Source organism: Pseudoalteromonas sp. CuT4-3, from assembly GCF_035666335.1.
Lineage (GTDB): Bacteria > Pseudomonadota > Gammaproteobacteria > Enterobacterales > Alteromonadaceae > Pseudoalteromonas > Pseudoalteromonas atlantica.
On record NZ_CP142031.1, the window covers coordinates 612,735 to 627,341 of the forward strand.

Sequence of the window (14,607 nt, forward strand, 5' to 3'; positions counted from 1 at the left end):
AGATTTATGGGTAGCTGATGAACTGCTATGAGTGATTTCTTAAAATTATAATGTGTGAAGTCGGGTTTTGCCCATTTAGCTATCTTTGTTTTTTGCATTATGGGCGCACTATAAATTGTTTCTTCTAGAATGAGTGGTAAAGGTGAACTTAAAAAAATCAAACAGCTTAGGAAAACTCACTCTCTCGAGAAATTTGAGTTGGTTGACTGTGAACGAAATATTACGGGGCTAAATACCCATTACAACGTCTCAGTGCGGTTAGGTGATTCTGTAACAAATTTCAATATACTTGCGGATGCTACTGATACCGTTTTATATGTTGAGCGGTGGGCTGATGAAGTGAGCTTGGTGCGAACAGAGCGATTTGAAGAGATTTCCAAAAATGTTTTTCAGCCATTTACGAATGGCGAAACCCTAGATGATGATACTGTGATTTGGAAGTATATGGATTTAAACAAGTTTATTTCTTTACTTTCAAGTCAATCCCTTTGGTTTGCAAGATTAGATAAAAATTGGGAAGTTGACCCGTTTGAGGGGAAAGTTCCAACTGCACATTGGGAATCACTTGTAGAAAGAATTCTAAATACCAAATTTGCTCCTCAGTTTTTTGGTAACAGTAAAGTACAGTTTGGTGGAATGCCAGAAGTAGGAATGGCACAAGTTCCGCAATCCGAACAAAAATCGAGGGAGATCGATTTACAAAGAAATATGTATGAGGCTGCCATCTACAATTCTTATGTGACTTGCTGGAATATCAGCACTCATGAGTCTTATCATATGTGGAAGTTATACTGTAATCATCACAACGGAATTGCAATTAAGTCTACTATAGGTCGACTTAAATCATCATTAGGAAAAAACAAAAACTATACTGTACTAGGTGGACTAATTGAATATTTAGACTTTAAAAACCAAATGCCAGCTAGAGGCGACAATCTCTTAACACATATTTATTGCAAAAGCATGCCATATTCTTTCGAGAATGAATTTCGTTTATGTTTAAGAGACTTTGGTTTTGTTAATGATGTCATAGGGGGAGACGCCCCGTACTCAGTAGATCCAGAAGAGATTAGAGCTAACTTAGATTCCTACAGATCAGGATATACTGTCAAGCTGGATTTAAATACTCTCATTGAATCAGTCGTAACATCTCCACACTCTGACCCTTGGTTTTTTGACTTAGTCACTTCAATCGTAGGAGATGGTCGAGAATTCCCGAATTCACTTAGTGATTTAAATGCGATTAGTGTAACTTCCTCTAACATGAATTAATACATTAGATAAACGGAGTAACAAGCGCATGTTTTCGAATTGGCTTTCCGGTGCGCTCTAAAGCAAACTCGAATGTGGGTATAACCAGTGTCTTTAAACCAAACATTCGCAACTTACAGCTCAGATCTAAATTCACTCATATAAATATTATTCACTAAACAGGCTTTTTTCGAACGCTTGCGCAGCATGCGAAGACGGTCTGTCTTTATAATGCAGTTGGTATAGCGGCCGAGAGAGTTGCTTGTTATTTTTTTGGCTCAGGCGCGTTAATTTGCCTAACTGCACTAAATCTTCTGTGACTACATTTGGCAATAAAGCGACCCCCATACCTTGAGCAACAGCCCTGGCAATGGCTTCGTTGCTGCCTAATTGCATACTTTGCTCTGCTTGTACGTCATGTTGTGCTAATAACTTTACCGACATTTCTAACGTGCCAGAGCCTGGCTCGCGTAATAACCAAAACTGCTCGTTTAACCATGCTTTTAAGTCTTTAGTGGGCTTAAAGTTGCTCGGTATAACCACACTCATTAAATCATTTTGCCAGTGCTTACTAATAATGTGCGGCTCGGTAGGTGTACCTTCAACCAGTGCTAAATCGATAGTGCATTCAAGTAAGGCATGCTCAATTTGCGCGGTATTAGCCACTTGTACTTCTACTTTTATATGCGGGTACTGCGCACAAAATTTGGCTAAATAAGGCGGTAGCCAATAACTGGCAATGGTGGTGCTGGTGCCTATAACTAATGTACCGCGCTTAAGCCCTGTGCGCGATTTAATATCTTCAATGGCGGCTTTTTCGATAGCAAAAATACTGCGGGCGTGATCATACAAAGCTTGGCCGCCTTCGCTTAAGGTGAGCTTTTTACCCTTAGATGCACGTTCAATAAGTTGAATATTTAACTGATGCTCTAGCTCTTTTAGCGCTTTAGAAACAGCGGGCTGGCTTATACAAAGCGCTTCGGCTGCGCCTGAAAAGCTACCCAATTTAGCCACTGTATAAAACACCCTAAGCGCATGTAAGTTCATTGTATAACCTTAAATTGCATAACTCTAAATTGTATAACTCTAAATTGTATAACTTTAAGTTATCAAATCATGATTTTAATATATTGGAGTTATATTTTGAGCTTTCTTACAATTAAGTCAACACATCAATATGGTTTAAGTGAGGGAATATTATGCTTAGCGCTATTAAAAATAGTTTTCAGCCTATAGGTATTAATACTAAGCAATACGGCGATACGCGCTGGTGGTTAGGTATGCTGCTGGTGGTTGTGTTAGCGGGGGCATCTGTTGCATTAAGTAAGTTACCTATAATGCAAAGTGCGCAATTTAGCTCCTTAACAATTGGTATAGTGCTTGGCATTATTGTGGGTAACAGTGTGTTTTCGCGTATAGCTACGCGTACAGATGTAGGCGTTGATTACGCTAAAAGTATATTACTCAAAGCGGGCGTTATTTTATTTGGGTTTAGAATTACTTTTGCGCAAGTAGCGGGTGTAGGCTGGCATGGCCTATTAACCGATGTGGTAATGCTGCTTGGTACGTTTATATTAGCAGTACAGCTAGGTAAGCGCGTTTTTAAGTTTGATGAACAAACAACCATACTAATAGGTGCGGGTAGCTCTATTTGTGGCGCCGCAGCGGTAATGGCAACTGAGCCAGTTATAAAAGCACAAGCGCATAAAGTATCTGTAGCGGTGGCAACGGTTGTGGTGTTTGGCACGTTAAGTATGTTTGCCTACCCAATTATGTTTGAATATATGGGTGTGAGTGAGCATGCGTACGGTATTTTTGTTGGTTCAACCATTCATGAAGTTGCGCAAGTGGTAGCAGCAGGGACTGCGGTAAGTGCCAATGCAGCCGACACCGCCGTGATAGAAAAAATGCTCCGTGTAATGATGCTTGCGCCATTTTTAGTAGGCTTATCGTTTTGGCAAAGTAAAAAGCATGCAAACATAAACGCACAGGGCGGCGAGCAAAAATCAGGAATTACAATCCCTTGGTTTGCAGTGTTATTTATAGTGGCAAGTGGCGTGCATTCGTTATCGGTTATTCCGCAAGGTACTACAAGCGCCATTATATGGTTTGACAATATACTACTTACCATTGCCATGGTCGCACTTGGGCTTCGTACCCACGTTGGCGCTATTCGCCAAGCGGGTATAAAGCCACTGTTATTAGCAGGTTGTTTATTTTTGTTTTTAACCTTAGGTGGCTTTGCCATTAATATAGGCATTGCGCAGCTGTTTTAAAATATAACCTGGTGGAGGGAGATTGGCTTAAATAGGCCAGTCTACTTCGTTTAAGTGATCGAGCTGCTGTGTTTTATTACTGTGCCCGTGCCATTTATTGGTATAAACACCATTTGGATCAAACTGCGCCGTTTGCTTTTGTATATTAAAGTGGCGGCCGCCACGCGGGTCAACCCCCACACCGGCTATGTATTGCCAGTTGCCCCAGTTTGCTGCTACATCGTAATCAATAAGTTGCTGCTCAAAATAGGCTGCGCCGTATCGCCAATCAAGGGCAAGCTCGTTTACTAAACAGCTTGCTGCAATTTGCCTTGCTCGGTTTGAAATGTAACCCGTAGTGTTTAGCTCTTTCATAATGGCATTTACAAGCGGGTAAGGCGTTGTGCCGTTACACCAAGCAGCAAAGCGTGTAGGTGTAAAAGTAGTAAGCGGTTTAGTTTGTTTTTGCCCTTTAAAGCTAAACAGGGTGTTACCTGCTTTAAGTGCGTGCCATTTAAAATACTCTCGCCATAGCAGTTCAAATTTAATCCAATAAGTAGACTCGTTTGCCGTATTGCATTGCTCGTAATTTTCTACGATTTTGTAAACTTGTTTTGCACTTATACAGCCAAAGGCAAGCCAAGTACTAAATTTGGTGGTGTTGTTAAAGCCATCAAGTTCGTTGCGAGTCGTTTTATAAGTACTTGGCATTGCGCCTGCAAAGTATTGCTTTAAATGAGCTTGCGCACTGTTAAGCCCGCCATGCATTACGCCTTTATTTGTTATACGTTCTATAGGTTTTTTTGCGCACAAAGTTATTGGCTGAGGGAGCAAACCGTTTGGCAAAGTAGAAGGTGTAATGGGGCTATTGGCGGCCTCTACCTTTTTACGAAACGGGGTAAAGTGTTTGGGTAATTCGCTTAAATCAAAGGGGAGGTCACTTTGCTTAAAGAGCGTGTCTTGCTGCGACCCTGTAAATTGTGTATTGGGGCAATGTGCTTTGAGTAAGTTTATTTGGCGTTGCTCGTACACGCCAAATTGTTCGCTGTATACAACTTCATCAATATTTTGCTCATTAATACGCGCTTTTAAAAGCGATACGGGTTCGCCCTCAAGCACATGCAGGGTTTGCCCGCGCTCAATAAGTGCTTGTTGTAGTTCGTACAAGCTTTGCATTAAAAATTGCTGTTTGTGTATGCCGTAAGGTTTTTGTTGGTAATTATTATTTTTAAACCAGTGCGGGTTTATAACAAATACAACATCAAGCACGCACTGCCTAGTAGCAAGGTCACTAAAAACTGGGTTATCGGTTAGGCGTAAATCGTTTTGTAGCCAATATAAAATGCGTTTGCTCATACTTATGCTCTGGTCTTTGTAATCATTAAGTTTACGAAGCAAAAGCGGCTAGGGATTAGTTTTGAGGTGTTTAGTGCAGTTTTGAAAAGGGCGATAAACTTACCGCCCTTCAGTGTTTAAAAGTATTGTTTTAACTTACTGGTTTTTGCTCTGCTATCCAATCGTTTATAACGTCTTCAAGCACTGCCATAGGCAATGAGCCTTGGCCAATAACAGTGTCGTGAAAGCTGCGTATATCAAATTGTGTACCAAGCTCTTTTTCGGCTTTTGCACGTAGTTCTCGTATTTTTATTTCGCCCATTTTGTACGAGAGCGCTTGGCCTGGCCATGAAATATAACGATCTATCTGATCTTCCACCGCACTTTGTGGTAAAGCGGTGTGACTGGCTAAGTAATCAATTGCTTTTTGGCGGCTCCAGCCAAATGCATGAATACCGGTATCAACCACTAAGCGTACTGCACGCCACATTTCGTAGCCTAAACGGCCAAAATCACTGTACGGGCTTTGATAAAAACCAGCTTCTTTGCCTAAGCGTTCTGTGTATAGTGCCCAACCTTCGCCAAATGCAGAGTGGCTAAGTGTGCGTCTAAATTCGGGTACGTCTAACTCCATAGCAATGGCGTTTTGTAAATGGTGCCCGGGGATGGCTTCGTGCAGACTAAGTGCTTCTAAATTATATAAAGGCTGCAGTTTAGGTGTTGAGGCTAAAAAGTAAGTGCCAGGAGAGCGGCTATCTGGCGGTGGCATATAAAACGCCCCACGACTTGCTGAGCCCTTAATAGTAAAGGTGTTACGCGGTAAGTGGCCAAAGTAAGTGGGCAATTTACCATACATTTTTTGCGTGATGAACGCGGTTTTTTCTAGCAAGTCTTGCGCGTCTTTTGCGTAAAATTGCTCATCGGTTGCTAAAAATTCTAAAAACTCACTATAGGTGCCATCAAAGCCTACTTCATCAATAATATTTTGCATTTGCGCCTTAATACGCGCGACTTCTTTAAGGCCTAGTTGATGTATTTGTTTAGGTGTGGCGTTTGTTGTGGTGTAGTAATTAACCGTGTACTTGTAGTAGTCAAGCCCGCCTTTAACGCTTGCTATGCCCGGCCGCGCTCTACAGTGTGGCATATAGTCATTTTCAAAAAAGTCGTAAAAATGCTGATACGCAGGAATTACTTTATCTTTAATTACGGCTTGTGCTTTTTGTTTTAAGTTTGATTTTTGCACTGCACTAAAGGTATTAGGTATACGGGTAAAGGGCTCGTAAAGGGCGCTGTTTTCGGGGTTTTTAACTATGTGCGCGCTAATGCTTTGGCTGTAATTTTCAAAGGTTTTACAGTAATGGGTAAATCCTGTTTTTATACCTTCTTTCATTAAATCAATATTTTGCTGATTAAAGCGCGGGTAGTCGGCAAGGCTGATTAAAAATGCGTTGTAATCATCAGCTGTTAAAAAAGCCATATTAGCGGGTGCTTCTGCAAAGTAGGTATGCCAGCCACTTAAAAAATTTACCGGAAAATACTTATCTTGATAAAGGTAGCTTTGCTGCTCGGTTTCTCGCTCATATTTAAATAAGCGGTAGTTCATTAGCTGATCCTTGTTGAGCGTTTTTGGATTAATGTTGGCTAAGCTTTTTAGTACGCTGTTGTTATAAGCTTGGCGCTTTGCAATGGCTTGCTCGCTCCAATTTGGTAATGTGCCATTCGGTTTCCAACCGTCTGGATCGGTTCGAAAAAATATTTTTTCAGCTTTGGCATTTTGCCAGTGGTTATCAATAATGGTTTTTAAGTCGCTGTTACTGTCGGCAAGGCTTGGTAGCGAGGTGGCTGCTAAGCAAATAGCTAAAATACGTTTTTTAAACATAGTGATCCGTTATTGGCGAGTTAGTCGCGCTTTTTTATTTTAATTTGTGCTCAATATAGTACCAAGTTAACTTAATCAATGCGCTTACTTTTACAACCTGTATTTATTGGTTTTGTATTATGATTGAGCAAATTTCACTGCATAACTGAGTGGCGCACTAGTTTATTGTTTCATCAGCGTTTAGAATGATAAAAACTTACTATAAAAAATGACCGTCATGTTTAATAAAGTAATCGCCTTAATTGATGAAGCAAACAACCAAGACCCAAACAGTGAGCAATTTAATGGGGAGAGTGTTCCAAAAGAGTATTTATACTCACAGCGTATGAGCGATATGCTTAGCCGTTTTAACCCAGGTGCTGACGAGCTTATGCAAATTGCAGTGCGTGGGCAGCATATACAACGTTGGAAGTCGCCGCGTAGCGACTTTGCAATGAACAAGCAGGGCTATCATCAATGGCGCAGTGCGCTTTATATATATCATGCAAGTAGCGTTGTTGCGCTTATGCAGCAAGCTGGGTACAGCGATGCTGAGCAAAACAGAGTGTACGATGCAGTTGCTAAAAAAAATATTAAACGTAACCCTGATAGCCAATTAGTAGAAGACGTAGCAAGCCTGGTATTTATTGAGCATTACATGCTCGGGTTTGCTAATAGTAAGCCTGATTACGATGAGCAAAAATGGATAGGGATTATTCGCCGTACATGGCAAAAAATGTCAGACGATGCGCATGAGTTTGTACTTGCAGGTAATATTACATTGCCAGCGCCGCTTGTTGGGCTTATTCATAAAGCGCTTGAGTAAAGTAGTGTAAGTTAAGTATTAAAATAAAAGGATTTTAGAATGTTATGCCCACGCACAAATACCTCTCTTGAGCCGTTATTAATTGGCGGGATTACTGTTTTTACGTCAGCGCAAGGCGGCGTATTTTTTGATAACAGCCAAATTTTTAAGTTTAGCTCGCCTGAGTTAAAGCATGGTCAGGTTCTAATTAAGTATTTGAGTAATTATACCGAAGGCGCGGGCGAAGTCTCATCGCGAGTAAATTGCCCTAAATGCTTAGGGTCTGTTGAACTTTGCGGATTAAAATTTGTTCAAACTAGGGGCTATTTAATCACGGCGCGAGGTTTGTAACCTAGTGGACTAAGTAAAAGCCGAGCAACAAAGAGTAAATAGTCCCTAGGAAGAACCCTTTGGGTAGCGCCTGTTTGGCATTAATGCTACGTTATCGCCTATTTATGGGGAATAACCAAACTACATAGGCTCTGCCTTGCCTAAATACCAAACAGGCTGCTGCAAATTTAACCTTGAAAGATCAACAGACCCTAGATATTGTGATGATGCGCCGGTTTTTTCACCGCTCAAAGTTGTTGAAATAGACGAGTGCCCAGGTTGCGCTGGCATATGGCTTGATAGCGGCGAGCTTGCAAAAATACACGAAAACCACCTAACACCCAAAGAGCGAAAGCTGTTAGCGCACGAAATGGCCACCAATCATGGGTTTATATCTATTAAGCCGCCAAAATCTAAGTATTACCCCAAAGCGCCTAAAAATACCCAAGACACCACCGTTGAACGGTTGGTGCAATTGGCATTACTTAATCTTTAATACCCAGCCTCAAAAATAAATCACTTAATTAAGCTAATTGGTATAAAGCATAAAAAAACGGCGTACTAAAAAGTACGCCGTTTTTTTGTAGTAAATTAACTCTAACGAATTTATTTATTACGGTTTTCTTTGGCAAAGGCACGTATTTTACGTTTTTGCGAAAGCGTTACTTTGTTAGTACGCCCTGCAAATGGGTTATCACCTTCTCTAAATTCAATTTTGATTGGGGTGCCCATAATTTTAAGTGCTTTACGGTAGTAGTTCATCAGGTAGCGTTTGTAGCTATCTGGTAAATCGTGAACTTGGTTACCGTGAATTACAATACGTGGCGGGTTATAACCACCGGCATGCGCATATTTAAGCTTAACACGACGACCACGAACAAGTGGTGGCTGATGATCGGCCTGTGCCATGTCCATAATACGGCGTAGCATTGCGGTGCTAATACGTTTAGTTGCTGACTCGTACGCTTCGTCAACCGATTCAAATAAGTGGCCAACACCTGTACCGTGAAGTGCAGATATAAAGTGCAAGCGTGCAAAATCAATAAAACCTAAACGGCGATCAAGCTCTGTTTTAATGCGATCTTTAACGTAATCATCAAGCCCATCCCATTTGTTCACGGCAATAACCAATGAACGACCTGAGTTAAGCGCAAAACCTAATAAGCTTAAGTCTTGATCAGAAATACCATCGCGAGCATCAACAACCAGTAATACTACGTTGGCATCTTCAATGGCTTGAAGCGTTTTAATTACTGAGAACTTTTCAACTACGTCGCTTACTTTTTTACGCTTACGAACACCTGCGGTATCTATTAAAATATATTCTTTGTCGTTACGAGTCATCGGAATATAAATAGAGTCGCGAGTGGTGCCTGGCATATCGTATACAATTACACGTTCTTCACCGAGTATACGGTTTGTAAGTGTAGACTTACCTACGTTAGGGCGACCAATAATAGCCAGTTTTACTGGTTTATCGGCAAACGCTTGGTGGTCTGTATCGTCGCCTTCAGCTTCTTGATAAAGGTCGATTAACTCTTCATCGTCATCAGCAACGTCTTCATCTAGTGCTGCAAGCTCTGCAATTACAGGCTGTAAAGTGTGCTCTAAAAGCTGTGTAATACCACGCCCATGTGCTGCTGCAATATGATGAATATTACCTAATGATAATTGATAAAATTCTGCACAGTTTGAGTCGGCGTCAATACCATCTGTTTTGTTGGCAACCACAAAGCTTTTTTTCTCTTGCTTGCGCAAGTGATTAGCAATTGCTTGGTCAGCAACGGTCATGCCTACGCGGGCATCAACCAAAAACAACACAATATCGGCTTCTTCAATGGCAAGTAACGACTGGTCGGCCATTTCGGTTTCGATGCCTTCTTCAGAGCCATCAATACCACCCGTGTCTACCACGATAAATTCATAGCCATCGTAATTAGCTTGGCCATATTTTCTATCTCGTGTTAAACCTGGAAAATCGGCTACGAGTGCATCACGAGTACGTGTTAAACGGTTAAATAATGTGGATTTGCCCACATTGGGTCGCCCAACTAGAGCGATCACGGGAAGCATAAACTACCTCTTTAAAAAACAACAAAAGGCTTCGCAGTGCGAAGCCTTACAAAAAACCTTTAAGTGTTAGCTAGTTAGTTAGGGGTGTTTACCACACTAACTTCACCATCACGGGTGTATAAAATTAGCTTGTCGTCGGCTACAACTGGCTCAACAAAAAAGCCTGAGCTGTCAAATTCTTCACGAGATACTAACTCGCCAGTGTCTTTGTTTAGCCAATGCAGGTTACCTTCTTGGTCACCTAAAGCTAAGTGGCTACCTGCAACTGCAGGGCCTGTTAGGTACCAACCACGTAGAGCGGGTTGGCTCCAACGTTCAATACCTGAATTTTTATCTAATGCGTAAATTACGCCTTCGCTATCTACTAGGTAAATAGTTTGTGCATCCATCGCTATTTCGCGGTAGCTGCTGTATTCACGTTTCCATACAACATTGCCTGAGCGAATATCTACTGCTGCTAGGTTACCGTTGTATGCAATAGCATAGGCGTAAGGGCCGCTAATAATTGGTTGTGTGTCTACATCAACCAAACGCTCAAATTCTGATGCGCCTTTAGCAACGGCAATTTCTGCACTCCATGCTGAATAACCGCTCTCAGAAATGAGTACACTTAATTTACCTGTTTCTAAGCCTACTAACACACCACCGTTTGCAACTGTTGGCGAGCTTTGGCCACGCAATGTAAGCGGCGGTACTTCTTGTTCAAAGTTCCAGCGTTCTTCGCCTGTATCTGGGTGCAGTGCTAATAGTTTACCCGAGCCTAAATTTACAAAAATTAGGCCATCGCCAGCAGCTGGTTTTGATAACGCTTCGCCTGGCACATTTTTACGCCATACTTCTTCACCCGTTTCACGGTCAAGGGCAATAATAAACCCGTGCTCAGAGCCTACGTAAATTTTACCATAAGCTTGTAATATACCGCCTGATAATTTAGCTGTGCCGTTATCTGACCATGGCCAAAACGATAAATCTTCACGTACGTCGGTTTCCCATAACGTGTCGCCATTGGTAAGCGAAAGCGCTTCAATTTGGCCTTCGCGGCTAGCTACATAAATAGTGTCTTTGTATACAGCAGGCGATAAGCGAGAAAAATAATGTTCTACACCACTGCCAACCGACTCTTGCCACACTACGTCTGTTTCAAATTGATTAACAATTTCAGGAAGTACTAACTCGTCTTCGTCATCACTTGATGAACAACCCATTAGCGTTGCCATGCACAGTGCGAGAGTTGCTGTTGTTATTTTTTTCATAACTAAAACCTTATGCCGCTGGGCTAGTTACTGCTAGGTCGTCTAATTTAATTTGTAATAAAGGGTTTGTTGTTAAACCGCCTGCATCGGCAGCTGCTTGATACGCAGTGCGAGCTTGGTCTTTATTACCTTGTGCAATGTAAATATCGCCTTTTAGCTCAGCTACATTGGCGTTATATGCCTCTGGTAGTGGTGAGTTTAATGTACTTAGGGCTTCGTCAAATTTACTTTGCGCAAGTTGAATACGTGCTAAACGCGTAATGGCAATGGCTTTAAGCTCTTCGCTTTGGGCGTTTGTAACAATCCAGCTAAGCTTTTCGCTAGCAAGGTCTAATTTTTTTGCATCAACAGCGTCTTTTGCCGCAACAAAAGCGGCTAAAGTTGCATAGCTTGTGTCTTGGTTGTTTTTAATGAATGTATCGGCTGCGCCAAGTACATCGTCACTTTGAACAAGTGTTGTATATTCGTCAGACGCTTGCTCAGCAGTTGTAATTTGGTTTTGGTTGTATGCTTTCCAACCGTATAAGCCGCCTAAACCTACAATTACACCTAGCGCAAGTGAAATACCGTTTTCGCGAAAAAAGCGCTTAATGGCTTCTGCTTGTTGTTCTTCTGTTGAATAAATGTCCATTATTACCTCTTAAGTTAGCTTAGCTATTGATAAGCTCAGCTAATAGCGCTTTAGCTTGTTCTAATTCTAGTGTGACTTGCTCTTTACGCTCACGTAAATATTTGATGGTCACAACGCCTTTTTCTAATTCATCTTCGCCAATAATAACAGCCACTAGTGCATCGCTTTTATCAGCTCGTTTTAGTTGTTTTTTAAAGTTACCGCCACCGGCATGCACCATAACGCGTAAACCGGGTACGTCGCTACGCAGTTGCGCTGCAATGGCAGGGGCTTGTACGCTGGCTTTGTCGCCCATTGCTGCTAAATATACATCAGCATTACGGCGAATGTCACCTACACACTCAAGTGCTTGGAGTAACAGTACTAAGCGCTCTAGACCCATAGCAAAACCAACTGCGGGCGTTGCTTTGCCGCCAAGTTGCTCAACTAAGCCATCGTAGCGTCCGCCAGCACACACTGTACCTTGTGCACCTAGGCTATCTGTTACCCATTCAAATACGGTGCGGTTGTAGTAGTCTAAACCACGTACTAACTTTTCATTAACCGTGTATATGACGCCAGCTGCGTCTAAACGTTCACATAAATTTGCAAAATGTTCTTTTGATTCAGCATCTAAATGCTCAGACAATTTAGGCGCATCCACTAAGATTGCTTGCACGTCTGGGTTTTTGCTATCAAGTACACGTAATGGGTTTGAGTACATACGGCGCTTTGAATCTTCATCAAGCACGTCGGTATGCTGTTCAAGGTAGGCAACGAGTGCATCGCGGTAATCAGCACGTGCTTCGTTAGAGCCTAACGAGTTAAGCTCTAAACGTACGTGTTCGTTAATGCCAAATGCTTTCCATAATTGCGCGGTAAGTAAAATAACTTCTGCATCTATGTCGGCTGTGGCAATACCAAATGTTTCTAAACCAAATTGGTGAAACTGACGGTAGCGGCCTTTTTGAGGGCGCTCATGACGAAACATCGGGCCCATGTACCACAGGCGCTGCTCTTGGTTATAAAGCAAGCCATTTTGGTTACCTGCACGTACACACACTGCGGTGCCCTCTGGGCGAAGGGTTAGCATGTCGCCGTTACGATCGGCAAAGGTGTACATTTCTTTTTCTACTATATCGGTTACTTCACCAATAGAGCGTTTAAATAAGTCGGTTGATTCTACAATAGGAAAACGAATTTCTTGATAACCGAACGATGCTACTGTCTCGCGTAAAATGTTTTCTACTTTCTGCCAAACTTGCGTGTCGCCCGGCAGACAATCGTTCATACCGCGAACTGCCTGAATTTGTTTTGCCACTGATAAATCCTAATTACTGTTTATGTGTAATAAAAAAATGCTTACACAACAAGAATGCTAAAAATTGACCCGTCATTATATACCCAAATGACCCCATGATGCGAGCGTCGTTTGAATTAAAAGCGATTTAGGCAAGGCATTGATTGAAAGTAATAGTGGTTCTATTGTTAAAATCAATAACGCAGTATAAATCGCTTTTAAACCAACCCGTTGGGCGGTTCACAGACACTTACTCTCATCGTTGTTACTTTTTAAAAGGGATTGCCATTCTTGCAAAGTAACGCCTTGATATTAAGAGCCTGTGAAACGCTGAATTCTGTACCTTGGGGTCGCTTGGGTATCCTCTAGCTATAAAGGTAAACGCCAAACACCGTGGTTTGGCGCTTTATAGGGTATTTATTCGACTATTTTAATATCGATAGGTGTTTGCTGCTCTTTTTGAGCAATAAAGTCGCGCACGTAGCCTTCAAGCTGGTCAACAATGTTGTTGTTATCAATACGCGCTTTTTGACGCTCGCCATTAATGTATAAACCTGAGCGGCGGTTTGCACCGGCAAGGCCAATATCACTAACAAGGGCTTCGCCTGGGCCGTTAACGACACAACCAATTACCGAAACAGACATTGGCTCAACAACATCTTCTAGGCGCTCTTCAAGCTGGTTCATGGTGCTCACTACATCAAACTCTTGACGTGAGCAGCTAGGGCAGGCAATAAAGTTAATACCGCGAGAGCGTATACGCAGCGATTTTAAAATATCAAAACCTACTTTGATTTCTTGAACTGGGTCGGCAGCAAGTGATACACGTAGCGTATCGCCAATACCTTCGGCAAGTAACATGCCTAAACCTACAGCCGATTTAACCGAGCCTGAGCGCATACCGCCGGCTTCGGTGATCCCTAAATGCAGGGGTTGATCTATTTCTTTAGCAAGTAAGCGATAAGCGCCTACAGCTAAAAATACGTCTGATGCTTTTACCGATATTTTAAATTGGTCAAAATCAAGGCGGCGTAATATATCTACATGGCGCATTGCTGATTCAAGTAATGCCTCGGGAGTTGGCTCGCCGTATTTTTCTTGTAGGTCGCGCTCTAATGAGCCGCCATTTACACCAATACGAATAGGAATGTTATGCTCGCGTGCTGAGTCTACAACGGCTCTAATGCGCTCTTCACTGCCTATATTCCCTGGATTTATACGTAGGCAATCCACGCCGTATTTTGCCACTTTTAACGCTATGCGGTAATCAAAGTGAATATCGGCTACAAGCGGTATACTAACTTGCTCTTTTATACTTTTAAACGCTTCTGCTGCATCCATAGTTGGTACAGATACACGCACTATATCGGCGCCGGCATCTTGTATTGCTTGGATTTGCGCTACCGTGGCATCTATATCCATGGTGTCGGTATTGGTCATAGACTGCACGGCAATAGGGGCACCGTCACCAATAGGCACGTTGCCTACATTGATGCGGGTTGATTTTCTGCGTTTAATTGGAGATTCTGAAAACATA

11 protein-coding genes and 2 pseudogenes are annotated in these 14,607 nt (G+C 42.1%); 5 read left to right on the forward strand and 8 right to left on the reverse strand.

All coding sequences use genetic code 11. From position 1 onward, the window contains the following. Window positions 1–129: 129 nt before the first annotated feature. Window positions 130–1,272: a DUF2971 domain-containing protein gene (locus tag VOI46_RS19635; RefSeq protein ID WP_004586980.1), complete on the forward strand. Its 1,143-nt coding sequence runs from the start codon at window positions 130–132 to the stop codon at window positions 1,270–1,272. 147 nt (window positions 1,273–1,419) lie between these two features. On the opposite strand, the gene VOI46_RS19640 is transcribed toward VOI46_RS19635, so the two are convergent. Next, on the reverse strand, window positions 1,420–2,298 hold the full coding sequence (locus VOI46_RS19640) for a LysR substrate-binding domain-containing protein (protein WP_004586981.1): 879 nt from the start codon (window positions 2,296–2,298) through the stop codon (window positions 1,420–1,422). 152 nt (window positions 2,299–2,450) lie between these two features. Between VOI46_RS19640 and VOI46_RS19645 the strand changes: the two genes are divergently transcribed. After that, the gene (locus VOI46_RS19645) at window positions 2,451–3,527 is read left to right on the forward strand and encodes a YeiH family protein (protein ID WP_004586982.1); all 1,077 of its coding nucleotides are present in this window, start codon (window positions 2,451–2,453) and stop codon (window positions 3,525–3,527) included. Window positions 3,528–3,554: 27 nt separating this feature from the next. Here VOI46_RS19645 and VOI46_RS19650 read toward each other — a convergent pair whose 3' ends face one another. Continuing rightward, a complete protein-coding gene (locus tag VOI46_RS19650; protein WP_004586983.1) occupies window positions 3,555–4,862 on the reverse strand; it encodes a DASH family cryptochrome in 1,308 nt (435 codons plus the stop codon). 130 nt (window positions 4,863–4,992) lie between these two features. Beyond that, complete coding sequence (locus VOI46_RS19655) at window positions 4,993–6,720, reverse strand: DUF885 domain-containing protein (protein WP_282337820.1); 1,728 nt, start codon at window positions 6,718–6,720, stop codon at window positions 4,993–4,995. A gap of 217 nt (window positions 6,721–6,937) precedes the next feature. Between VOI46_RS19655 and VOI46_RS19660 the strand changes: the two genes are divergently transcribed. The 3 genes and pseudogenes from VOI46_RS19660 to VOI46_RS19670 all read left to right on the forward strand — a co-directional run. Then, on the forward strand, window positions 6,938–7,525 hold the full coding sequence (locus VOI46_RS19660) for a DUF4202 domain-containing protein (protein WP_004586985.1): 588 nt from the start codon (window positions 6,938–6,940) through the stop codon (window positions 7,523–7,525). Window positions 7,526–7,564: 39 nt separating this feature from the next. Beyond that, window positions 7,565–7,780: pseudogene (locus VOI46_RS19665) on the forward strand (GTP-binding protein EngA); the annotation flags it as partial. Between the two features lie 292 nt (window positions 7,781–8,072). Beyond that, window positions 8,073–8,330 (forward strand): annotated as a pseudogene (locus VOI46_RS19670) (zf-TFIIB domain-containing protein); the annotation flags it as partial. Window positions 8,331–8,440: 110 nt separating this feature from the next. Here VOI46_RS19670 and der read toward each other — a convergent pair. The 5 genes from der to ispG form a co-directional block, all read right to left on the reverse strand. Then, window positions 8,441–9,907: a ribosome biogenesis GTPase Der gene (der, locus tag VOI46_RS19675; protein ID WP_004586988.1), complete on the reverse strand. Its 1,467-nt coding sequence runs from the start codon at window positions 9,905–9,907 to the stop codon at window positions 8,441–8,443. A gap of 74 nt (window positions 9,908–9,981) precedes the next feature. Then, window positions 9,982–11,160 carry an outer membrane protein assembly factor BamB gene (bamB, locus tag VOI46_RS19680; protein ID WP_004586989.1) on the reverse strand — a complete coding sequence of 393 codons (1,179 nt, stop codon included), beginning with the start codon at window positions 11,158–11,160 and terminating at the stop codon, window positions 9,982–9,984. A 10-nt stretch (window positions 11,161–11,170) separates the two neighbouring features. Beyond that, complete coding sequence (locus VOI46_RS19685) at window positions 11,171–11,791, reverse strand: tetratricopeptide repeat protein (protein ID WP_004586990.1); 621 nt, start codon at window positions 11,789–11,791, stop codon at window positions 11,171–11,173. A 19-nt stretch (window positions 11,792–11,810) separates the two neighbouring features. Further along, window positions 11,811–13,091 (reverse strand): histidine--tRNA ligase, encoded by a 1,281-nt coding sequence (hisS, locus tag VOI46_RS19690; RefSeq protein ID WP_004586991.1) that lies wholly within the window; start codon window positions 13,089–13,091, stop codon window positions 11,811–11,813. A gap of 396 nt (window positions 13,092–13,487) precedes the next feature. Beyond that, a complete protein-coding gene (gene ispG, locus VOI46_RS19695) occupies window positions 13,488–14,606 on the reverse strand; it encodes a flavodoxin-dependent (E)-4-hydroxy-3-methylbut-2-enyl-diphosphate synthase (RefSeq protein WP_004586992.1) in 1,119 nt (372 codons plus the stop codon). Between the last annotated feature and the right edge of the window lies 1 nt (window position 14,607).

What these genes read in the sequence shown, in the direction of transcription:
- VOI46_RS19635 (WP_004586980.1), top strand. Translation starts at nt 130, where the DNA reads ATGAGTGGTAAAGGTGAACTTAAAAAAATCAAACAGCTTAGGAAAACT.
- VOI46_RS19640 (WP_004586981.1), bottom strand. Translation starts at nt 2,298, where the DNA reads ATGAACTTACATGCGCTTAGGGTGTTTTATACAGTGGCTAAATTGGGT.
- VOI46_RS19645 (WP_004586982.1), top strand. Translation starts at nt 2,451, where the DNA reads ATGCTTAGCGCTATTAAAAATAGTTTTCAGCCTATAGGTATTAATACT.
- VOI46_RS19650 (WP_004586983.1), bottom strand. Translation starts at nt 4,862, where the DNA reads ATGAGCAAACGCATTTTATATTGGCTACAAAACGATTTACGCCTAACC.
- VOI46_RS19655 (WP_282337820.1), bottom strand. Translation starts at nt 6,720, where the DNA reads ATGTTTAAAAAACGTATTTTAGCTATTTGCTTAGCAGCCACCTCGCTA.
- VOI46_RS19660 (WP_004586985.1), top strand. Translation starts at nt 6,938, where the DNA reads ATGTTTAATAAAGTAATCGCCTTAATTGATGAAGCAAACAACCAAGAC.
- der (WP_004586988.1), bottom strand. Translation starts at nt 9,907, where the DNA reads ATGCTTCCCGTGATCGCTCTAGTTGGGCGACCCAATGTGGGCAAATCC.
- bamB (WP_004586989.1), bottom strand. Translation starts at nt 11,160, where the DNA reads ATGAAAAAAATAACAACAGCAACTCTCGCACTGTGCATGGCAACGCTA.
- VOI46_RS19685 (WP_004586990.1), bottom strand. Translation starts at nt 11,791, where the DNA reads ATGGACATTTATTCAACAGAAGAACAACAAGCAGAAGCCATTAAGCGC.
- ispG (WP_004586992.1), bottom strand. Translation starts at nt 14,606, where the DNA reads ATGTTTTCAGAATCTCCAATTAAACGCAGAAAATCAACCCGCATCAAT.